Origin of the sequence: Microbispora sp. CSR-4 (assembly GCF_008033685.1) — a bacterium.
In the GTDB taxonomy this organism is placed as follows: Bacteria; Actinomycetota; Actinomycetes; order Streptosporangiales; family Streptosporangiaceae; genus Microbispora.
The window spans coordinates 17,855-38,386 of the sequence record NZ_VJVX01000070.1 but is presented as its reverse complement, the minus strand read 5'-3'; the positions used below and the strand labels follow the sequence as shown (position 1 = coordinate 38,386).

Below are 20,532 nucleotides of genomic sequence, written 5' to 3'. Positions count from 1 at the left end.
AGTCATACCGGGGACTCGCCGACGACGACTTCGCAGCCCTCGACCAATGGCTTCGAGCTCTGTGAATCACGCGCAATCCACAGGATTTGACAATTGCTCGGAGCGGTCAGAGGGTCGGAGACGGCTGCACTCCGAGGGCCAGGGAATCTGCTCGAGCATGCCGGAGGCGATCTCGAACAGCTGGTCTTCCTCGACGCCCACATCGGCCATCGAGTTTCGGATCTCCTTCTGGACCAGCATTCTCTTCAGGAGCCGCCGGAGTCTCGGCCGGAGCGCTCTGTTCGGAGAAATCTCTTCTTCTCCGCTGAGAATTTCATCGATCAGATCGAGGAGATCGTCGAGTCGCCGCTGGATTCTCATCTGCTGTTCCTGTGCCTGCCGGGCTCCCCGGAAGGTCCGGCCGGCCGGCCGGACGTCAACGCCTCCGGCATGTAGTCGTCGGGCGGGCGTCGGCCATTACAGCGGCGGACGCCGCCGTCGGCCCTCCGGCGGGTCGCCGGAGGGCCGTGACTCAGGGACGGCGGTTCGACAGGACGAGGGTGGCGGCGGAGGCGAACATGCCGCCGTTGCCGAGGACGACGCCGACCTCGACGTCCGGCACCTGGGCGGCGGCCTCGCCGCGCAGTTGCCGTACGGACTCCTGGATGGCGAACATCCCGTACATGCCGGTGTGGGTGTAGGAGAGGCCGCCGCCGTTGGTGTTGAGCGGCAGGCGGCCGCCGGGGGAGGTGTGGCCCTCGGCGATGAACGGCCCCGCCTCGCCGCGCTTGACGAAGCCGAGGTCTTCCAGGCCGTAGATGGGCACGTGCGCGAAGGCGTCGTAGATCATCAGGTGGTCCACGTCGTCATGCGAGATGCCCGCCTCGGCGAAGGCGGCCTCGCCGGAGCGCCGGAAGGCGGCCGAGGTGGTGAAGTCCTCCATCTGGGAGATGATCGGCGACTCGGCCGACTCGCCAGAGCCGAGCAGGTGGACCGGCGACCTGCGGGCGCGCTCCTCGGTCGTCACGATCAGCGCGCCGCCGCCGTCGGTGACGAGGCAGCATTCCAGCAAATGGAAGGGGTAGGCGACCATCCGGGAGGCGAGCACGTCCTCGACGGTGATCAGGTCCTGATACATGGCCCGGGGGTTGCGGTGCGCCCACCGGCGCTGCGCGACCGCGACCTCCGCGAGCTGCTCGTGCGTGAGCCCGGTCTCCTTCATGTAGCGCAGCGCCGTCAGCGTGAACATGGTGGGCGGGCCGAGCACGCCGTACGGCAGCTCGAACTGGCCGATCAGCGAGTCGGGGCCGAGGGCAGGCCGGGCCGCGCCGACCCGCGACCGCCCGGACTCGCCGTGCGTGATGAGCACGGTGGTGCACAGCCCGGCCCGGATGGCCGCCGCGGCGTGCCGTACGTGGAAAAGGAAGGACGAGCCGCCCACCCCGGTGCCGTCGAGCCAGGCCGGGGCGATCCCGAGCGCGTGGGCGATCTGGATCGGGCCGGGCACACCGACGGTGGCGACGCCGTCGATGTCGTCCTTGGTCATCCCGGCGTCGGCGAGCGCGTTGCGCGCGGCCTGGAGGTGGAGCTGCGTGGTGGACATGTGGGGCAGCTTGCCGAGCTCGTCGGTCTCGGCCGCGCCCGCGATGACGATGTTCATCGGACGGAACCTCCAGCGGGCTCTCCAGCGGGTTCTCCGGCCGGCTCTCCGGCGGGCTCGAAGAGGGGCACGTGCACGTCGCCGCGCTGCTCGAACACCACGCGCAGCTCCATGTCGAGGGGCAGGTTCTCCGGCGTGATCTCGACGCCCACGATGTTCGTCATCATGCGCACGCCCTCCTCCAGCTCCACGACCGCGATCGCGTACGGCCCGTCCTGCTCGAAGCCGGGAGCCGGGCGGTGGCTGATCACGTACGAGTAGAGGGTGGCCCTGCCGCCGGCCGTCACCCAGGTGACGTCGTCGGAGCCGCAGTGCGGGCAGGCGGGCCGTGGATAGAAGTAGTGCCGCGAGCAGGCGCGGCAGCGCTGGATCCGCAGCTCTCCCTCCGCCGTGCCGTCCCAGAACGGCTGGGTGTCCGGTGTCGGCTTCGGGACGGGTTTGTGCGATGCGGTCATCGTTCTCCTACGAGGCGGAGGAAGTCTTAGAGTCGAATTCTAGAACTCCAATCTAGAGATGGCGAGGGTCCGTTGTCACGGGCTGGGGACGCCGTTGCCGCGCCGGCCGCGACCGGCCAGCACGTCGGTGAGGGACGGCGTCGGCTCGGGCTTGCGCGGCCCCGGCTGGGCGAGCTGGACCAGGACGCCGTGCGCCTCCTTCGGGTGGAGGAAGACCTCGCGCCAGCGGGGTTCGGCGAGGTTGAGGCCGAACAGCCGATAGCCGCGCTCGCGCAGCGCCGCCACGGCGGCCTCGATGTCGGTGACGTGGAAGTTGAGGTGGTGCACCCCGCCTCTGCCGCGCGTGAGGCCGAAGAAGCTGTCGAAGAAGGTGGACCCGGCCAGCGGCTCCATCAGCTCGATCTTGCTCCCGTTGGCGTACCTGAGCTGGAGCGTCCGATAGCCGTTCACCAGGTTGTCGCTGCCGTCGAGGTATTCGCCTCCCAGCAGGTCGCGGTAGATCGGCAGCAGGTCCCTGATGCGCGGCGCGGCGACGGCCGTGTGGTCGAAGGTCGCGTCAAGCCCGGCCAGTTCCTCGGCGATGTCCACCCGTCCTCCTTCGATCGAAATCCTAGAATCCGATTCTAATCATCCGGTGCCGAAGAAACAGGTGCTCACAGCCCCTTGACTCCTGACGTGAGGAGGCGGAGCATTCGTGGAAATGAATTCTAGAGCTAGCTTCTAGAACTCATCGCCGGGACGGGGGCTGACGAGAAAGGCGTGTCAATGGGCCTGTCCTACGTACGCGAGCTCGACGAGTACCCCACAGGTGCGCGTCGCATGAAGATCCTCACGATGGCCGTGCTGGCCGTCCTCATCGGCTCCTATGAGGCGCAGATCGCCCCCGTGGTCCCGCTGCTCCTCAAGGACCTCGACATGTCACTCGCGACGTACGGCGCGGTGTCCGGGGCGGCGGCGGTCGCGGGAGCCGTCGCGTCGGCGCTCGGCGGCAGGCTCACCGACCGGCTCGGCCGGGTGCGCCTGCTGGTCCCGCTGATGCTGCTGACCGCCGTGTGCTGCTTCGTCATGACGCTCGTCCACAGCCCACGTGACCTGCTGATCGCCAGGATCGTGCTGGCCTTCGTCGACGGTGTGGCGATGGCGAGCACGGCTCCGCTGGTCCGCGACTTCTCGCCGCGCCTCGGCAGGGCCCAGGCGTTCGGCTTCTGGACCTGGGGCCCGGTGGGGGCCAACTTCCTCGCCGCCGCCGTCGCGGGCTGGACGCTGCCGATCTTCGATGACTCCTGGCGGTCGCAGTTCGTCATCATGGGCTGCTTCTCGCTGGTCATCTCGATCGTCATCGCCTTCAACATCGCCGACCTGTCGCCCGAGCTGCGCGCGCAGATCCAGCACACCGAGCGCCAGGCCAGGAGCGTCGTCGACCTGACCCGGCCGGCCAAGGTCTCTTCGCTGTTCGTACGGCCCAACATCTGGGCCCACGTGGTCGGCATCTCGCTGTGGCTGGTGCTCTACATCACGCTCACGCTCTTCGGGCAGACCATGCTGGTCGGCGCCCTGGGCATCACGGCCGCCGAGGCGTCCACGATCATGGCGTGCTTCTGGAGCCTCAACCTGATCACGCTGATCGTCGCCGGCCGCGTCTCCGACCGCACCCAGCTCCGCAAGCCGATCACGCTCGCCGGCACCGTCGCGGCCGTGCTGGTCACCGCCTACCTGGCGTACATCCTCGGCGGCGAAGGCGTCTCCAGCGGCGCGCTCATGATCGTCGGTGCGCTGCTCGGCGGCTCGCTCGGCGTCGCGTACGCCCCCTGGATGGCCAACTACTCCGAGGACGCCGAGGACGTCGACCCCCGGCTGCAGGGCACGGCGTGGGGCCTGTTCGGCTTCCTCACCAAGGCGATCGCCGTGGTCGGCCTGCTGGTCATCCCGCACGTGGTCGAGGCCACGAGCTGGCAGACCTGGCTGGTGGTCTCGCTGGTGTGCCTGGCGCTGTTCGCGCCCGCCGTCTTCCTGTTCCACGGCCCCTGGCGGCGGGAGCGCGGGGCGATGGACGGCCAGGAGGCCAGGGTCGCGGTGGCCGACTAGAGGTCAGGTCTGCGGGTAGCCGCCGAGTCCCTTGCCGAGCAGATCGAAGACCCGTTCGACGTCCGCGCGGTGGGCGCGCCCGATCTCCTCGTCGGGCCCGCCCTCGCGCACCCGCTGCCGCAGCCGCCGGTAGAGCGCCCGCTGTGCGGAGACCAGCGTCGAGGCGACGACGCGGGGCAGCGGGTCGCCGGGCTCCGCGCCCGCCTCGGCCGCCAGCGCGCCGGCGAGCACCTCGATGATCCGCTCGTTGACCTCGTGCATCTTCCGCTCCAAGGAGGGGTTGCCGCTGACGAGGTCGTAGAAGCTGCGCGGATGGACGAGGTCGCGCCGCATGCCCGGGATGAACCGGGTCTGCGCCAGGCACATCGCGCGGAAGGAGTCGAGGATCGAGAACCCGGCCGGGCGGTCGGTCACCGCCGCAAGCGACATGGCCTCCCGGTCCTCGGCCCGGTAGAAGACCAGGTCCTCCTTGGTCGGGAAGTGGTTGAACACCGTCTTCTTCGACACCTGGGCGGCCGCCGCGATCTCGTCCACGGTGACCTCGTCGAAGCCCCGGGCCCGGAAGAGCGCGTTCGCGGTGTCGGCGATGAGCTGCCGGGTCTGGTTCTTCTTCAGCTCCCGTAGTCCGCCCGCTCTCATGGGCACAGCGTATCGGCCTTTCCTTGGTTACACCTGGTGTACTGTTACACCAAGTGTAAGTGATGGGGGAGGCGGGATGACGCATCCGGCGGTGGAAACCACCGGCCTGACCAAGAACTACGGCGACGTCGAGGCCGTACGCGGCATCGACCTGACCGTGCACAGAGGGGAGATCTTCGGCTTCCTCGGCCCGAACGGCGCGGGGAAGTCCACGACGATCAGCATGCTCTGCACCCTGACCACGCCCACGGGCGGCATGGCGCGCGTGGCCGGCCACGACGTGGTGCGCGAACGTGACAGCGTGCGGCGCTCGATCGGGCTGGTGTTCCAGGACCCGACGCTCGACGGCTATCTCACGGCCGAGCGCAACCTGCGCTTCCACGCCGAGCTGTACGGCGTGCCCCGCGCGGACATCGGTCCCCGGCTCCAGGGGGTGCTCGACATGGTGGGGCTGTGGGACAGGCGCGCGGCCAAGGTCGCGACATTCTCGGGCGGCATGAGGCGGCGACTGGAGATCGCCCGCGGCCTGCTGCACTCGCCACGGGTGCTGTTCCTCGACGAGCCCACCGTGGGCCTGGACCCGCAGACCAGGAGCTCCATCTGGTCCTACATCCGGGAGCTGAAGGAGGCCGAGGACATCACGGTCTTCCTGACCACCCACTACATGGACGAGGCCGAGCACTGCGACCGCATCGCCATCATGGACGGCGGCCGGATCATCGCGCTCGACACCCCCGCCGCGCTGAAGGCCGGCGTCGGCAAGGACCGCATCCAGATCCAGACCGACGACGGCCCGGCGGCCGTCGCCGCCCTGGACGAACGGTTCGGCATCAAGGCCGTCGCGTCCCGCGACGTCGTCGTCTTCCAGGTGGAGGAGGGAGAGCGGTTCGTGCCGGAGCTGTTCAGCCGGTCGGGGCTGCCGATCCGGTCCGTCAGCGTGGCCAGGCCCAGCCTGGACGACGTCTTCATGTCCTACACCGGCCGGTCGATCCGCGACTCGGAGTCGGCCGGCGCCGCGCGCGGTGCGGCCGCGCTCGCGGCGGCGCGAGGAGGCCGGCGATGACGCTGCCCGTCACGGCGGTCCGGGTGCCGGGGCGCAGCGCGATGAGCGAGCTGCGCGCGGTCAAGGTGGTCTGGCAGCGCGAGATCATCCGGTTCTTCAACGGCCCGCTGCGCATCCTCACCTCGCTCGTGCAGCCCTTCCTGTTCCTGTTCGTCCTCGGCACGGGCCTGTCCCAGCTCACCTCGGGCGGCACCGGCGGGCTCGGCCTGCGGACCTTCCTCTATCCGGGCATTCTCGCCATGGCCGTCCTCTTCACCGCCATGTCGTCGGCCGCCTCGATCGTGTGGGACCGGGAGTTCGGCTTCCTGCGCGAGATGCTGGTCGCGCCGGTGTCCCGGGGGTCCATCGTCCTCGGCAAGTGCCTGGGCGGGGCCACCGTCGCGGCCTTCCAGGGCCTCGTCGTCATCTGCATCGCCGGTCCCGTGGGCGTGCCGTACGCGCCGGGGCTGATGCTCGGCGTGTTCGGCATCCAGGTGCTGCTGGCCTTCACCATCACGGCCTTCGGCGTCGCGATGTCGGTGCGGGTCAGGCAGATGCAGTCGTTCATGGCGCTCAACCAGCTGCTGATCATGCCGCTGTACTTCATGTCGGGCGCGATGTTCCCCGCGTCGAACCTGCCCACGTGGCTGACCGTGCTCAACCGGATCGACCCCCTCTCGTACGCCGTGGACCCCATCAGGCGGCTCGTCTTCTCGCACCTCGACCTGGCGCCCGCCGTACAGGCCCGGCTCGCGCCGGGGCTGACGTGGGGCGGGTGGCACGTGCCCATCGCCGTCGAGGTGGCCGTGCTCGCGGCCCTCGGGCTCGCCCTGCTCGTCACCGCGATCGCACAGTTCGGCAAAGCCGACTAAGGAGCACAGTTCGGCAAAGCCGACTAAGGAGCACAGTTCGGCAAAGCCGACTAAGGAGCACAGTTCGGCAAAGCCGACTGATTGGCGCTGCTCGGCGAGGCCGGCTGAGGAGCGCCGTATCCTGCGCTCCTCCCGTGGCTTCCCGCGCGCCGCTCGTCCGGCTCGGCGAGAAGTTCCGACTATCGGAACGACCGGTTCTACTTTGCGTATTCATTAAGTAACTTTCCGCAAGGGAGATCGGCTCGCCGAGCGAGGAGGCCGTGCATGACCGCGGACACCGTGGACACGTCCATCAAGGGGATCACCGGCGTCGGTGACACCGGCGGCGTCGCCGCCGTCACCAGCGCCGTCCGGGGACGGGTCGACGAGCTGCTCGCCGGTTTCCTCGACGCCCGGCGCCCCCCGGTCGGAGATCCGGACGTCGCCGAGGGCTACCGGCTGCTGCGCGAGTTCGTCGTCGACGGCGGCAAGCGCATCCGGCCGCTGCTGTGCTACTGGGGCTGGCGGGGCGCGGGCGGCGAGGAGGCGCACGACGACCGGGCCGTCGTCACCGGCGCGGCGCTGGAGCTCTACCACGCGGGCCTGCTGATCCACGACGACGTCATGGACGGCAGCGAGCTGCGCCGCGGGCGCCCGACCATCCATAGGGGGCTGGCCGGGACTCCGCGGTGGACGGGGGCGGAGGCGTTCGGCCGGTCCGCGGCCATCCTGCTCGGCGTGCTCGCGCAGGCGTGGGCGGACGAACTGCTCGCGGACGCCGCCGGCGGCGACGTGCGGGGGCGGGCGGCGCGCGAGCTGTTCAACCGGATGCGCACCGAGGTCGTCACCGGGCAGTACCTCGACATCCTGGCGCACGCCCGCGCCGACGCGGACGTCGAACGGGCCCTGACGGTCATCCGCTACAAGACGGCCCGATACACCGTGGAGCGTCCGCTGCAGATCGGCGCGGCGCTCGCCGGGGCCCCGCCCGCCCTGCTGGAGGCGTACTCGCGGTTCGGCCTGCCGCTCGGGGAGGCGTTCCAGCTGCGCGACGACGTCCTCGGCGTCTTCGGCGACCCCGCCGTCACCGGCAAGCCGGTCCTCGACGACCTGCGCGAGGGAAAACGCACCGTGCTCATGGCGTACGCGTACGCGCGGGCGCGCGGGCCCGAACGCGACCTGCTGCGGACCTGGCACGGCGCGTCCGGCCTGGACGAACACCGGGCGGCCGAGCTGCGCCGGATCATCGTGGACACCGGCGCCCTCGGCGAGGTCGAGGACCTCATCGCCGTGCGGGCCGGGCAGGCGCTCGACGCGCTGCGCGAGTGCGCGATCGCCCCGGAGGCGGCCCAGGCGCTCACGATGCTCACCGAGCGGCTCACCCGCCGCGTCCGGTGAGGCGCGCGATCGGTACGCCCGCCTCTCTTCTGATTCCTGCCTTCTGCCCGGCTGCTGCCTTTCCTGCGACTCCCGTCGCCGGGGAACCGCTCCGGCCGCCTCCGCACGCCGCCTTCGCACGCGGCAGTACGGGCGCGGCCGTACGGACGGCCGGCGATGCGGTGCGGCCCCGTGCGGGCCGGTAGGACCCTGACTTTCTCCCTCCCCCTCCGCCGCTCGGCGACGAGCGTGACCAGTCACCGAACAACCGGCCGCCGTGCCGACCACAGATGGGTGATGTGCCGTGACAGAAAACACCATGCCGACCGACAACCGGTTGAGCCTCAGCACCAGGGCCGCGCGCAACCTGGCCACCACGACCAAGACCCCGCCGCAGATGCAGGAGATCACCTCCCGTCATCTGCTGCGCGTGCTGCCCTGGGTCGAGGCGGTGGGCGGCGCCTACCGGGTCAACCGGCGGCTGACCTACCAGATGGCCGACGGGCGGGTGACGTTCGTCTCGACCGGGGCGGACGTACGGGTCATCTCGGCCGAGCTGTGCGAGCTGCCCGCCCTGCACGGCTTCGGCGACGCCGAGGTGCTCGCCGCCATGGCCGACCTGTTCACCCAGCGGGAGTACGAGGCCGACCAGGTCATCGCACGGGCCGGCACCCCGATGGACGAGGTCCTGCTCCTCGCCCACGGCAAGGTCGACAGGATCGGCGAGGGCGCGTACGGCAACGAGACGCGCCTCGGGGTGCTGGCCGACGGCGAGTACGTCGGCGAGCAGATGCTGGTGAACGCGGACGCGCGGTGGGAATGGACGGTCAAGACCGTGACGCCGTGCACCGTGCTCGCGCTCGGCAGGGAGGAGTTCGAGCGGCTGCTCACCCTGTCGGACAGCCTGCGTGAGCACGTGCAGGCATACCGGGAGAACCCGCACCGGCCGGTGAACCGGTACGGGGAGGCGGAGATCACGCTGGCGGCGGGGCATGAGGGTGAGGCGACGCTGCCGGGGACGTTCGTGGATTACGAGCTGGGGCCGCGTGAGTACGAGCTGAGTGTGGCGCAGACGATTCTGCGGGTGCACTCGCGGGTGGCGGATCTGTACAACGAGCCGATGAACCAGACCGAGCAGCAGTTGCGGCTGACGATCGAGGCGTTGCGGGAGCGTCAGGAGCACGAGCTGGTCAACAACCGCGACTTCGGCCTGCTGCACAACGCCGACCTCAAGCACCGCATCCACACCCGTTCGGGCCCGCCCACCCCGGACGACCTCGACGAGCTGCTCGCCACGGTCTGGAAGAACCCGCACGTCATGTTCGCCCACCCGAAGGCGATCGCGGCCTTCGCCCGCCAGTGCAACGCCCGGGGCATCTATCCCCAGACCGTGGAGTTCAACGGCCAGAAGGCGCCGGCCTGGCGCGGGGTGCCGATGCTGCCGTGCAACAAGATCCCGGTCAACGACAAGGGCATCAGCTCGATCATGGTCATGCGGCTGGGGGAGAAGGAGCAGGGCGTCGTCGGCCTGCGCCGCACCGGGCTGGTGGACGAGTACGAGCCCGGCCTGTCGGTGCGCTTCATGGGCATCGACGACAAGGCGATCATCTCCTACCTGGTCACCACCTACTACTCGGCGGCCGTCCTGGTCCCCGACGCCCTCGCCATCCTGGAGAGCGTCGAGGTCCTCTGATGTCGTCCTACCGGCTGCCGGACTTCTATCTCCCCTATCCGCCCCGGCTGAACCCGCATGTGGAGACCGCCCGGGCGCACACGCGGGGGTGGGCGGCGGACATGGGCATGCTCGACGACCCGGACATCTGGACCGTGGAGTCGCTCGACGCGATGGACTACGGCCTGATGTGCGCCTACACCCATCCCGACTGCTCCGCCCCCGAACTCGACCTGGTCACGGACTGGTACGTGTGGGTCTTCTTCTTCGACGACCACTTCCTGGAGACGTTCAAACGCAGCAGGGACCTGAACGGCGCCCAGGACTACCTGGACCGGCTCGACGCGTTCATGACGGACGACCCGCCCGAGCCGTCCAACCCCGTCGAGCGCGGCCTGGCCGACCTGTGGCCCCGGACCGTGCCCGCCATGTCGGACGCGTGGCGGCGCCGGTTCGTACGGGTGACCCGCGACCTGCTGCAGGAGTCGATGTGGGAGCTGTTCCACATCGAGCGCGAGGCCGTCTCCAACCCGATCGAGTACATCGAGGAACGCAGGAAGGTCGGCGGAGCTCCGTGGTCGGCCGCGCTCGTGGAGCACGCGGCCGGTGCCGAGCTGCCGGCCCGGCTGGCGGGCTCCCGGCCGATCCGGGTGCTGACGGAGTCGTTCGCCGACGCCGTCCACCTGCGCAACGACCTGTTCTCCTACGAGCGGGAGGTGCTGCTGGAGGGCGAACTGTCCAACTGCGTGTTGGTCTGCGAGCGTTTCTTCGGCTGCGACACCGCGCGGGCCGTGGAGATCACCAACGACCTGCTCACCTCACGGCTGCACCAGTTCGAGCACACCGCGCTGACCGAGCTTCCGGCGCTGTTCGCCGACGACGGGGTGCTGCCGCCCGAGCAGGCGCTGGTCCTGAGCTACGTCAAGGGACTGCAGGACTGGCAGGCGGGAGGCCACGCCTGGCACACCGCCTCCAGCCGCTACACCAAGCTCGGAAGTCATTCCGGGTCCCTGGGCCTGAACGTGTCGCGCGCCCACCTCACCGGTGCCGGCGGGCTGCGCAACCACACCCACCGGCCCTTCTCGGAGGCGGCGGTGCGGCTGCCGCAGCCGTACATGCCGTTCGAGGTGCGCGACAATCCGCACCTCGACGCGGCGCGCGCGGCGGACGTCGAATGGTGTGCCGCGATGGGCTTCTTCGACGGCGTCCCCGGCCTCCCGGCGACCGCCGTGTGGAACGAGCCGCAACTCGTCGGCTTCGACCTCGCGTTGTGCGCGTCCGGCATCGACCCGGACGCCACGGCCGACGAACTGATCCTGGCAGTCAACTGGCTGGCCTGGGGGACGTACGGCGACGACTACTATCCCCGGGTCTACGGCGCGGCGCGCGACCTGGTCGGCGCGAAGCTCGGCAACCGGCGGCTCAAGGAGTTCATGCCGGTGGACCTCGTCCCGCGCCTGGCCCCGATGACGGGGCTGGAACGCGGGCTGGCCGACCTGTGGGCGCGCACCGCCGGGCCGCTGCCCGAGGATGCTCGCAGGGCGTTCCGCGTCGCCGTCGAGGAGATGATCGACAGCTGGGTGTGGGAGCTGGCCAACCAGGCCCAGCACCGCGTGCCCGATCCGGTCGACTACATCGAGATGCGGCGCAGGACGTTCGGCTCGCAGATGACGATGAGCCTGGCCAGGCTGACGCCCGGCCGGGTCATCCCCGCCGAGATCCATCGCACCCGCGAGTTCCTCGGCATGACCGACGCCGCGCAGGATTACGCGTGCCTGCTGAACGACCTGTTCTCCTGCCAGAAGGAGATCCAGTTCGAGGGGGAGCTGCACAACGCCGTCGTGGTGCTGGGCACCTTCCTCGACTGCGCCCCCGACGAGGCGGTGGGTGTGGTGGACGCGCTGATGACCAGCCGGATGCGGCAGTTCGAGCACATCACCACCGTCGACCTGCCCATCCTGCTCGACCGCATCGAGGCGGACGAGGCCGTACGGGAGTCGGTCGAGGGATACGCGTCCGACCTGCGCAACTGGATGGCCTCGATCCTGCGCTGGCACCAGCGGTCCCGGCGCTACGTCGAGGAGGAGCTGCGCAGGGGCCCGGCCGTCCGGTGGTCCCAGGGCCCGACCGGCCTCGGCACGGCCACCGCGCGCATCCTCTCCCTGGCGCCGCCGGCGCACGGCTCGCCCGCGCTCACGGTGGGGGCGCCATGACCGCGTCGCGACTGACTCTGAGCACGGCCGCCGCACGCAACCTGGCGACCACCACCAAGACGCCGCCGCAGATGCGGGAGATCACCCCCAGGCACCTGCTGCGGGTGCTCCCCTGGATGGAGGTCCAGGGCGGCGTCTACCGGGTCAACCGCCGGCTCACCTGCACGGTGGGGGACGGGCGGGTGAGCTTCGTCTCCACCGGCGCGCGGGTGCGGGTCGTCCCGGCCGAGCTGTGCGAGCTGCCCTCCCTGCACGGCTACGGCGACCTCGACACGCTCGGCGCGCTGGCGGACCGGTTCGTCCAGCACGAGCTGGGCCCGGGCGATCCGGTGCCTCGGGGACAGGTCGTGCTCGTCGCCCACGGCAAGATCGCCCGCGTCGGCCCCGGCCCGTACGGCGGGGAGGCGCTGCTCCAGGTGCTGGCCGACGGAGACCACCTGGGAGACCTCACCGGAGCGGGGGCCGCGCCCGCCAAGGCCCTCACCTCGTGCATCGTTCTCGTCCTCGACAGGTCGGCGCTGGACAACCTGGCAGCGCTCGCGGGCGGCCTGCGCGACCATCTCGCCCGTCCTCCCGTGGCACGGCCGGTGAACCGGTATGGGGAGGCGGAGATCGCGCTGGCGGCGGGGCATGAGGGTGAGGCGACGCTGCCGGGGACGTTCGTGGATTACGAGCTGGGGCCGCGTGAGTACGAGCTGAGTGTGGCGCAGACGATTCTGCGGGTGCATTCGCGGGTGGCGGATCTGTACAACGAGCCGATGAACCAGACCGAGCAGCAGTTGCGGCTGACGATCGAGGCGTTGCGGGAGCGTCAGGAGCACGAGCTGGTCAACAACCGCGACTTCGGCCTGCTGCACAACGCCGACCTCAAGCACCGCATCCACACCCTCTCGGGTCCGCCCACCCCGGACGACCTCGACGAGCTGCTCGCCCGCCGGCGCAGCTCGCACTACTTCCTCGCCCATCCCCGGGCCATCGCCGCCTTCGGACGGCAGTGCACCCGGCGTCGGCTCTACCCGGACGTCACCGAGGTGAACGGGGCGATGGTCATGGCGTGGCGTGGGGTGCCGATCCTGCCCTGCGACAAGATCCCGATCACCGAGGGAGGGCTCAGCTCGATCATCGTCATGCGCACCGGGGCGGAGAAACAGGGCGTCGTCGGCCTGCGCCGCACCGGGCTGGCCGACGAGTACGAGCCGGGCCTGTCGGTGCGCTTCATGGGCATCGACGACAAGGCGATCATCTCCTACCTGCTGACCACCTACTATTCGGCGGCCGTCCTGGTCCCCGACGCCCTCGGCGTACTGGAGAGCGTCGAGGTGAGCTGAGGCACCGAGGCACCGAGGCACTGAGGCACGCCCGCGGCCGGGGGTTCCCCGAGAGCTCCTGGCCGCGGGCGGTTTCCCGCGTCAGGTGAGCTCAAGGCCGCCGTCGAGGGTGAGGACCTGGCCGGTGAGCCACGTGGCGCCGGGATCGGCGAGACGGAGGATCCACTCGGCGACCTCTCCGGGTGCGCCACGCCTGCCGAGGGGGATGCTGCGTGCCTCGTCCTGCTTCACCTGCTCGACGGCGGCGTCGGACAGCCCCGCGGAGGCGAGCGCCTCGCTCTCGGTCGGCCCGGGCGCGAGAGCGTTGACCCGGACGCCGTCCCCGGCGAGCTCCAGCGCCCAGCTCCGGGTGAGCTGCTCGATCGCGGCCTTCGACGCGGCGTAGTGCGCCGCGCCGGGCAGCGGCCGGTGCCCGTACGTGCTGGAGACGTTGACGATCGACCCGTGCGCCTGGCGAAGGTGGGGCAGCACCTCCCGGGCGAGGAGGCTGGGCGCGGTGACGTTGAGGGCGAACAGGTCGGTGACGCGCTCCGCCGTCGTCTCGGCCAGCGGCATGATCATGGTCGCTCCGGCGTTGTTGACCAGCACGTCCAGCCGGCCCCAGCGGTCGACGGCCGTACGGACGACCGTCTCGGGCGAATCGGCGGCGCGCAGGTCGGCGACGAGCACGGCGATGTCCGGGTGCTGCCGGGCGGTCTCCTCAAGCGCGTGTGCGCGGCGGCCCACCCCGAGGACCCGCGCTCCCGCCCGGGCGAAGGCGAGGGCGGCGGCGCGTCCGATGCCCGAGCCCGCACCGGTGACGACGACGACCCGGCCGGTGAAGCGGTCATCAGCGTGTCCGGTCAACGTGACTCCAATGTTCGATGTTCGATGAACAGCGAACAAGCTATCATGTGCCCATGAAGCAGGCGCACCACCCCGAACTGGACGAGATCTCGCTCACCGTGGTCATGGCGGCGCTGAGCGATCCGATCCGGGTCGGCCTGGTCCGGCTGCTGGCCGACGGGCGGGAGCGCGGGTGGGGCGAGCTGCGGGCCCCCGTCGCCAAGTCGACGCTCAGCCATCACTTACGGGTCCTGCGCGACGCCGGGATCACGCGCACCCGTCAAGAGGGCACCCGCTGCTTCGTCGTGCTCCGCCGGGACGACCTGGAGACCCGCTTTCCCGGCCTGCTCGCGCCCGTGCTGGCCGCCGCAGAGTGCGACGGAGTCGGCCGCCAGGTCGAGCTGGCGGCCTCGGCCTAGCAACCGCGTTCTCCCTTCATGCGCGGCGCGGCGCGGCTAAGGTGACCGCTGGCCGATCAAGATGTGCGTCGAGCGTCGCGGGGTGGGATTGTTCGTACCGTTGGATCGTGCCCGCCGAGCGGAGGCGGCCTCCGCCCTGGGCAGCCTGGAACGCGGGATAGAGATCCTCCTGTGCCTGGCCGTCGGCATGCGGCCGATGAACCTGACCCAGGTGCACCGGTCGACCGGGTTCTCCAAGACCACCACGCATCGCCTGCTCGGGACGCTGCAGCGGCGGGGCCTGGTCACGCGTACGGGCGGCGACTACATGGTCGGCGGACGCCTCGCCGACCTCGTGGCACCGCGCGGCTGGGCGGTGCAGGGCCGGCGGCTCCCCGGCTCGCGCAGGGTGGTCCTGCCGCACCTGCTCCAGCTCTACGAGGCGACCCGGCAGACGGTCAACCTGGCCGTGCCGGACGGATCCGAGGTCGTGTACGTCGAGCGGTTGTACGGGCACAACCGGGTCAGGTCGCCGTCGGACGGCGTCGACCGGGCGCCGCTGCACTGCACGGCCACGGGCAAGGTGCTGCTCGCCCACGACGCAGGGCTGCGCGCCGCGTTCCTCGCCGCCCCGGCCCTGCGGAGGGTGACCGGCCGTACGGTGACCGCGCCGGTCGCGCTGGAACGCGAGCTCGCGGCCATCCGCTGCGAGGGCGTCGGGTACGCGCGGGAGGAGTTCGCCGAGGGGGTGTGCTGCGTGGCCGCGCCCGTCTTCGGCCCGGACGGCGGGGTGTATATGGCCGTCGGGGTCGCCGCTCCGGTGGGGGCGGCGGCGCTGCCCCGCCTGGGCGCGGCCGTACGCAGGACCGCCCACCAGATCACCGGCGCCCTCCTCCTGTGACCCCAGATCAGGGGATTGGAGTCGCCGGGCTCGGGGAAGGCCTGATCGAGTCGAGCGGCAGGGCCTGTCCGTGTGCCTGTGTTCGGGCTTGGCCTGGGCTGTGTGCCTGGGCTTGAACTTGGGCCCGTGCCTTGGCTTGTGCTTGGGCCTGAGCCGCTCGGGCCGCCGGTGCGTCGGACCGGCGCAGCCGTCGTGGTCTCGGGGAGAGTCATGCGTCGAGGACCGTACGCGTCCCGCTTGATCGGCCGGGCGGGCCTCGTCGCCGTACCGGTGGCCGTGCTGCTCGCGGCGTGCGGGTCGCCCCAGCCGGAGACGCAGCCGCAGACGCCGGCGGGGTCGGTGGCCACGGGCGGCCCGGCGTCCACCCTGAACCCCGTCGCCGATCCGGCGGCCACCGTCTTCGCATCGCCCTCGCCCAGCCCGTCTGTCGTCTCGGCCTTCGACCATCCGGACGCGTGCCGGAACGCCGACTGCGAGGTGGCGGTCCGCCAGGGAGACCGGCTGCGGCTCGACCCGAAGACCGGCCTCGACGAGATCACGATCGTGGGGCTCGACCAGGGCGAGGTGCGGGTGCGCTTCGAAGCGGGCGCGGGCGCCTTCCACGTCGAGGGCATGAACACCGGCGTCAGCCAGAGCTGCTTCAACGGCCGCTGCCACACCGAGGGCGGGCTGACGCTGGCCATGGGACGGCCCGGCAGGATCGGCGACATCCGCCTGCGGCTCGCGAGCGTGGCGCCCGACCACGCGGTCCTGGTCCTGTCGCCGGCATGACCCCGCCCGGCGCCTCCCCGGCCCGCGCGTCCAACGCGTTCCCGGCCCCGGCCCGGGCGCGGGCGTGACCCCGGCCCGCGCGCGGGCGTGACCCGGCCGCGCCCGCCTGCCGATCCCGCCGCCGACCGCCTGCTGCGCGCACCCGTTTTCGTGCTCTCGCCCGTCAGGTCGGGCTCCACGCTCCTGCGCGTGCTGCTGAACAGCCACAGCAGGATCCACGCGCCGCACGAGCTGCACGTCCGGCGGATCGCCGTGACCCTCACGACCGATCCCGTACGGCAGGCCATGGAGGCGGCCGGTCACCGCACGAGCGACATCGAGCACATCCTGTGGGACCGCCTGCTGCACCGGGAACTCGTCCGGAGCGGCAAGGAGGTCCTCGTGGACAAGACGCCCAGCAACGTCTTCGCCCACCGCCGCATCACGACGTGCTGGCCGGACGCCCGGTTCGTCTTCCTCCTGCGCCACCCCGCGTCGATCGCGAGGTCGTGGCACGAGGCGGATCCGCGGGCGCGGCCGATGGACGAGGCCGTACGGCACACGCTGCAGTACATGCGCCACCTGGAGGAGGCCAGACGCCGCCACGAGGGCATCGACGTCCGCTACGAGCGGCTCGTCGACGACACCGAAGGCGAGCTGCGGCGGCTGTGCGCCTGGCTCGGTGTGGAGTACGAGCCCGCGATGGTCCGCTATGGCGACAAGGAGCACGGCGACTTCGTCAAGGGCATCGGCGACTGGCGCGACAAGATCCGGAGCGGGCGGGTGCAGCCGGGCCGCCCGCTGCCCGCCCCCGGCGAGGTGCCCGAGGCGCTGCGCGAGATCGCGGTCGCCTGGGGCTACCTGTGATTTCCGATCACCAGTGGAACCAGTGAACGCGCCGGCAACTGCTGCGCACGAAGCAGGTGGCGTCGTGGTTGGCCCAGTCGAGATTCATGAACGTCGTGCCCGTGGTCTGGAGTTTCCACCGGCGCATCTCGAACAGCTCGTTCTCGCAGGTGTCGCATTTCAGGGTGCGGCCGTTGGGGAGCGCGACCGGCTGTGGCTCGTCCATGACTTCGATGCCAGGCCGGTTTGATCGGATGCGGTCGTTCCGGTGATCGACCGGGTCGAACGGCCGCTACGGTGACCGTTGTGGATGTCTATGGCGCCATCGCCTCATTCGCCGCCATCGTGCTGCTGCTCACGCTCACGCCCGGTCTGGACACGGCGCTGATCCTGCGTACGTCGCTGCTCGCCGGCCGGAGGCCGGCCTGGGCCGTGGTGCTCGGCATCCAGCTCGGCACCCTGCTGTGGGGCCTGCTCACCGCCGCCGGCCTGTCGGCTCTCCTCACCGCCTCCCAGGTGGCGTACGAGGTGGTGCGGTGGGCGGGCGTCGCCTACCTGATCTGGATGGGCGGCAGGATGCTCTGGCACAGCCGTACGGGCGGGGCGGACGACGCCGCGCCGCCCGACCCGGCGGACACCGGGTGGGGGCGGGCGTTCCGGCGGGGCCTGCTGACCAACCTGCTCAACCCCAAGGTGGGCGCCTTCTACGTCGCGGTGCTGCCCCAGTTCATGCCGCAGGGGGTGTCGCACGCGGTGATGGGGGTGCTGCTCGCGGGCGTCCACGTCTGCGAGGGGCTGGTGTGGAGCGCCGTGCTCATCGGGTTCACCGGGATCCTGCGCGGCTGGCTGCGCAGGCCGTCGGTCAAGCGCGCCCTCGACCGGCTCACCGGCGTCATCGTCATCGGCTTCGGCCTGCGCCTGGCCGTCCAGCAGTCCTGACAATCGACCGCGAATCGGAAGGAGGCCGATGGCGGCCGACGAGATGCGTGCGCACTACCTGCGGTTCCTCGAATCCCACCAATGGCTCGCGAACGCGCTGACCTGGACCGTCGTGCACCCCTGGGCCGAAACGCCACCACCGGTCGACGTGGTCGCGTCGAGGCTGACCGGTGGTGGTAGCCCCGAGATCGCCGAGCTGTGGATACGAGAAACGGATCTCTATCCCATGGAGGTCGTCTTCGCCGGCGCTTCCGGGCCGTCGATGATGCTGCTCGAAGCGAACGGGGCGTACACGAGCGGCCCGGACGTCATACGCAGGCTCAGCGTGGACGCTCGCGTATGGTCGCTGTCCTGGCACGTCAACGGCGGAGAGCGGCTGACGTGCGCGGCCGGTGGCGAGATCCTCGCAGTGGTTCCCGGGCTGGATCCCGCGCTGATGACCGGACCGCGTCCCGAGGCCGTCGCGGACGCGATCGGCCCCCTCCGGGACGCGGTCGCGAGCCGCCCGGTGACGACCCGGGCGGAGGCATGGGCGCTCAAAACGGCCGCGATGGCCGTCATGGAGTCGTCCACCGGTGCCCGCCTGACCGCCGAATGGGTCGGCGACATGCGGCAGGCGATCCTCATCGACCCTCCGCTCAGCGCGCCGCTCGAACGGCGGGGGTTCGGGCACGTGGAGCCGGACCTCGACGCCCGGTTGCGGCACGCCCCCGAGGCCGTACGGCGGGCGGCGCTGCTCCTGCCGGCCCGGGACCTCACCGGGCGGTTCGGACTGGACGAGCCGCCGATCGAGGACGCGATCGACGTGGTCGCGGGCGGGGGAGCGCTCGGGGAGGAACTGCGGTGGGGTCTGCTGGAGACGCAACTGCAGCTTCACGACGGCTGGGTGCCCGTCATCCCCGAAGGGGACGACCCTGACCGTGCCGAGAGGCTGCGCGCGGCGGCCGTGGTCGCGGTCAGGCTCGCGTTGCTCGAAGCCGCCGGGCGCGCGGAGAATTTCGAGGCCCTCACCTGTGCCCGATGGGTCCTCGGGGACGAATGGCCGTCCCTCCGGTCGGCTGTGGAGGACCTGCTGACGGACGTCGGCTAATCCGGGCGTCCGGTGTAGTGGCCGATCCCGCACACCTCGGGGACGGCGCTCATCGGGACGTCCTCGGTGAGGGCGCGCACCAGCAGGGCCTCGACGCCGCGCAGCATCGACTCGGCGATGCCCGACGGCAGATAGGCGGTGTCGACGATGAGGCTGAGCTTCCCGGTGTCGGGCGCCGAGACGACCGTGAAGAACGCCTTGAACCGGACACCCGGCCAGGCGTTCGTCACGTACGTCCGGGTCTTCTCGGTGAGGGGCGCCACGTCCTCGTCGCGGCCGACGGGAGGCAGGCCCGGCCAGGTGCCGGAGGTCCGCCTGTCGTTGAAGAACGCGTCGAGGTCGGGCTCCCGGCCGCGGCGGCGGCCGATCTCCTCGCGCATGGCCTGCATCTCGAACGGGTCGTAGTGCGCGTTGCGATACGCCCTGAGCGCCCCGCGCTGCGCGGCCCGGCAGGTGGCGGCGAAGTCCGTGCCGGGCAGGTCGAGCACGAACAGGCCGTCCTGTTCCACGGTGCCGACCATCGCACGGGTCCGCGCGTCGCGGCGGTTGCTGTGCACGAGCTGCATGACGGCGCGCGGGCGGCCGCTCACGACGGCCAGCACGGTGGCGCAGGCGGCGAGCAGCACGTTGGTCGTCCGCATCGTCCAGCGTTCCGCCAGCCGCTCCGCCGCGACGGCGAGCGCCACCGACTCCATGCCGACCTCGATGAACCGCGGGTCCTCCGCCTCATGCGGCGGATGGTCGAACACGTCCAGCGGTCCGTCCGCCAGCACGGAGTGCCAGTAGCGGACGGACTTGGCCGAGCGGGCGGGGTAGGGCTCCTCGCGCTCGGCGGCGGCCTGGTCCATCGGCTGCCACTCGGCGGGCGGCAGCTTCTCGCCGCGCAGCAGGGCCTTCCACTCCTCCGACAGCGTGTTCAACGCCTGGAAGTCAACGGCCAGATGGGAGAAGGCGAGCGCCAGCGCCGTCGGGCGGCCGTTCTTGAGAACGACGGAGCAGCGCAGCGGCAGGTCGCGGTCGTGGACGAAGGCCGTGCGGCCCAGCTCGGCCGAGACCCGCTCGGCGACCCGCAGTGCCCGTTCCTCTCCCGCCTCCACCAGGTCGACGGTCAGCTCGCCGCCGCGGCCGACCCGCTGCACCGGCCCCTCCGGAGTGAGGGCGAAGGTCGTACGCAGGCTCTCGTGGCGTTCGAGCAGCACGCGCAGCGCGTCCAGGACGCTGCCGAGGTCGCGTCTGCCGTACACCGGGAGCACCCACGGGCAGCTCAGGAACGTCTGGCTGTCGCCCATCAGGTGGACCGCACGCCACATGAGCCGCTGTCCCCAGGTCAGCGGCGCCTCGCCCTCCCGTGTGCCGCTGAACGCCACCGTCACCATGCGCGCGTCGTCCCTCGGAAGGCCGGCCCGTCACCGAGGCGGATCTCCCCACTGTCACCGAAAGGTTTCGACACGATGCTCGCTCCATGATCGGCACAGGAATGCC

At 71.0% G+C, this 20,532-nt stretch carries 21 protein-coding genes; 14 read left to right on the top strand and 7 right to left on the bottom strand.

Going from position 1 to position 20,532, the window contains the following annotated elements; genetic code table 11:
• Window positions 1-93: 93 nt before the first annotated feature.
• The gene (locus FLV34_RS34820) at window positions 94-435 is read left to right on the top strand and encodes a hypothetical protein (RefSeq protein ID WP_147945121.1); all 342 of its coding nucleotides are present in this window, start codon (window positions 94-96) and stop codon (window positions 433-435) included.
• A 76-nt stretch (window positions 436-511) separates the two neighbouring features.
• Here FLV34_RS34820 and FLV34_RS34815 read toward each other — a convergent pair whose 3' ends face one another.
• The 3 genes from FLV34_RS34815 to FLV34_RS34805 all read right to left on the bottom strand — a co-directional run bounded on the left by FLV34_RS34815 (window position 512) and on the right by FLV34_RS34805 (window position 2,682).
• A complete protein-coding gene (locus FLV34_RS34815; protein ID WP_142648656.1) occupies window positions 512-1,639 on the bottom strand; it encodes a thiolase in 1,128 nt (375 codons plus the stop codon).
• Window positions 1,636-2,094: a Zn-ribbon domain-containing OB-fold protein gene (locus FLV34_RS34810; RefSeq protein WP_142648657.1), complete on the bottom strand. Its 459-nt coding sequence runs from the start codon at window positions 2,092-2,094 to the stop codon at window positions 1,636-1,638. Before FLV34_RS34810 ends, FLV34_RS34815 begins: the two co-directional genes overlap by 4 nt.
• A gap of 75 nt (window positions 2,095-2,169) precedes the next feature.
• Window positions 2,170-2,682: a VOC family protein gene (locus FLV34_RS34805; protein ID WP_168066053.1), complete on the bottom strand. Its 513-nt coding sequence runs from the start codon at window positions 2,680-2,682 to the stop codon at window positions 2,170-2,172.
• A gap of 177 nt (window positions 2,683-2,859) precedes the next feature.
• On the opposite strand from FLV34_RS34805, the gene FLV34_RS34800 reads away from it, so the two are divergent.
• On the top strand, window positions 2,860-4,179 hold the full coding sequence (locus FLV34_RS34800) for an MFS transporter (RefSeq protein ID WP_142648659.1): 1,320 nt from the start codon (window positions 2,860-2,862) through the stop codon (window positions 4,177-4,179).
• Between the two features lie 3 nt (window positions 4,180-4,182).
• Here the strand turns inward: FLV34_RS34800 and FLV34_RS34795 are convergent, their stop codons facing one another.
• The gene (locus tag FLV34_RS34795) at window positions 4,183-4,818 is read right to left on the bottom strand and encodes a TetR/AcrR family transcriptional regulator (protein WP_142648661.1); all 636 of its coding nucleotides are present in this window, start codon (window positions 4,816-4,818) and stop codon (window positions 4,183-4,185) included.
• A 76-nt stretch (window positions 4,819-4,894) separates the two neighbouring features.
• On the opposite strand from FLV34_RS34795, the gene FLV34_RS34790 reads away from it, so the two are divergent.
• The 6 genes from FLV34_RS34790 (at window position 4,895) to FLV34_RS34765 (ending at window position 13,301) form a co-directional block, all read left to right on the top strand.
• Entirely contained in the window at window positions 4,895-5,881 is a 987-nt protein-coding gene (locus FLV34_RS34790) for an ATP-binding cassette domain-containing protein (RefSeq protein WP_142648663.1), read from the top strand.
• A complete protein-coding gene (locus FLV34_RS34785) occupies window positions 5,878-6,732 on the top strand; it encodes an ABC transporter permease (RefSeq protein ID WP_142648664.1) in 855 nt (284 codons plus the stop codon). Before FLV34_RS34790 ends, FLV34_RS34785 begins: the two co-directional genes overlap by 4 nt.
• 264 nt (window positions 6,733-6,996) lie before the next feature.
• Window positions 6,997-8,109, top strand: coding sequence for a polyprenyl synthetase family protein (locus FLV34_RS34780; RefSeq protein WP_147945120.1), 1,113 nt, complete (start codon window positions 6,997-6,999; stop codon window positions 8,107-8,109).
• 298 nt (window positions 8,110-8,407) lie between these two features.
• Window positions 8,408-9,781 (top strand): family 2B encapsulin nanocompartment shell protein, encoded by a 1,374-nt coding sequence (locus tag FLV34_RS34775; RefSeq protein ID WP_142648719.1) that lies wholly within the window; start codon window positions 8,408-8,410, stop codon window positions 9,779-9,781.
• Window positions 9,781-11,973, top strand: coding sequence for a germacradienol/geosmin synthase (locus tag FLV34_RS34770; RefSeq protein ID WP_142648666.1), 2,193 nt, complete (start codon window positions 9,781-9,783; stop codon window positions 11,971-11,973). The genes FLV34_RS34775 and FLV34_RS34770 overlap by 1 nt, the downstream gene beginning before the upstream one ends.
• Complete coding sequence (locus FLV34_RS34765) at window positions 11,970-13,301, top strand: family 2B encapsulin nanocompartment shell protein (protein WP_142648667.1); 1,332 nt, start codon at window positions 11,970-11,972, stop codon at window positions 13,299-13,301. The genes FLV34_RS34770 and FLV34_RS34765 overlap by 4 nt, the downstream gene beginning before the upstream one ends.
• Window positions 13,302-13,382: 81 nt before the next feature.
• Here the strand turns inward: FLV34_RS34765 and FLV34_RS34760 are convergent, their stop codons facing one another.
• On the bottom strand, window positions 13,383-14,147 hold the full coding sequence (locus FLV34_RS34760; protein ID WP_142648669.1) for an SDR family NAD(P)-dependent oxidoreductase: 765 nt from the start codon (window positions 14,145-14,147) through the stop codon (window positions 13,383-13,385).
• 53 nt (window positions 14,148-14,200) lie between these two features.
• Here FLV34_RS34760 and FLV34_RS34755 point away from each other — a divergent pair, with 53 nt between their 5' ends.
• From FLV34_RS34755 to FLV34_RS34740, 4 genes are all read left to right on the top strand, one after another.
• Window positions 14,201-14,545, top strand: a complete 345-nt coding sequence (locus FLV34_RS34755) for a helix-turn-helix transcriptional regulator (RefSeq protein WP_142648671.1) — start codon at window positions 14,201-14,203, stop codon at window positions 14,543-14,545.
• 82 nt (window positions 14,546-14,627) lie between these two features.
• Complete coding sequence (locus tag FLV34_RS34750; protein ID WP_168066055.1) at window positions 14,628-15,425, top strand: IclR family transcriptional regulator; 798 nt, start codon at window positions 14,628-14,630, stop codon at window positions 15,423-15,425.
• Between the two features lie 210 nt (window positions 15,426-15,635).
• Entirely contained in the window at window positions 15,636-16,196 is a 561-nt protein-coding gene (locus tag FLV34_RS34745; protein WP_142648675.1) for a hypothetical protein, read from the top strand.
• 87 nt (window positions 16,197-16,283) lie between these two features.
• A complete protein-coding gene (locus tag FLV34_RS34740; protein ID WP_147945119.1) occupies window positions 16,284-17,042 on the top strand; it encodes a sulfotransferase in 759 nt (252 codons plus the stop codon).
• A 7-nt stretch (window positions 17,043-17,049) separates the two neighbouring features.
• Here FLV34_RS34740 and FLV34_RS34735 read toward each other — a convergent pair whose 3' ends face one another.
• Window positions 17,050-17,247, bottom strand: coding sequence for a hypothetical protein (locus FLV34_RS34735; protein WP_147945118.1), 198 nt, complete (start codon window positions 17,245-17,247; stop codon window positions 17,050-17,052).
• Between the two features lie 80 nt (window positions 17,248-17,327).
• Between FLV34_RS34735 and FLV34_RS34730 the strand changes: the two genes are divergently transcribed.
• Both FLV34_RS34730 and FLV34_RS34725 read left to right on the top strand, forming a co-directional pair.
• Window positions 17,328-17,960: a LysE family translocator gene (locus FLV34_RS34730; RefSeq protein WP_168066057.1), complete on the top strand. Its 633-nt coding sequence runs from the start codon at window positions 17,328-17,330 to the stop codon at window positions 17,958-17,960.
• Between the two features lie 28 nt (window positions 17,961-17,988).
• Window positions 17,989-19,050, top strand: a complete 1,062-nt coding sequence (locus FLV34_RS34725) for a DUF6461 domain-containing protein (protein WP_142648680.1) — start codon at window positions 17,989-17,991, stop codon at window positions 19,048-19,050.
• Here FLV34_RS34725 and FLV34_RS34720 read toward each other — a convergent pair.
• A complete protein-coding gene (locus tag FLV34_RS34720) occupies window positions 19,047-20,426 on the bottom strand; it encodes a condensation domain-containing protein (protein WP_142648682.1) in 1,380 nt (459 codons plus the stop codon). The two genes, FLV34_RS34725 and FLV34_RS34720, sit on opposite strands and share 4 nt — an antisense overlap.
• Between the last annotated feature and the right edge of the window lie 106 nt (window positions 20,427-20,532).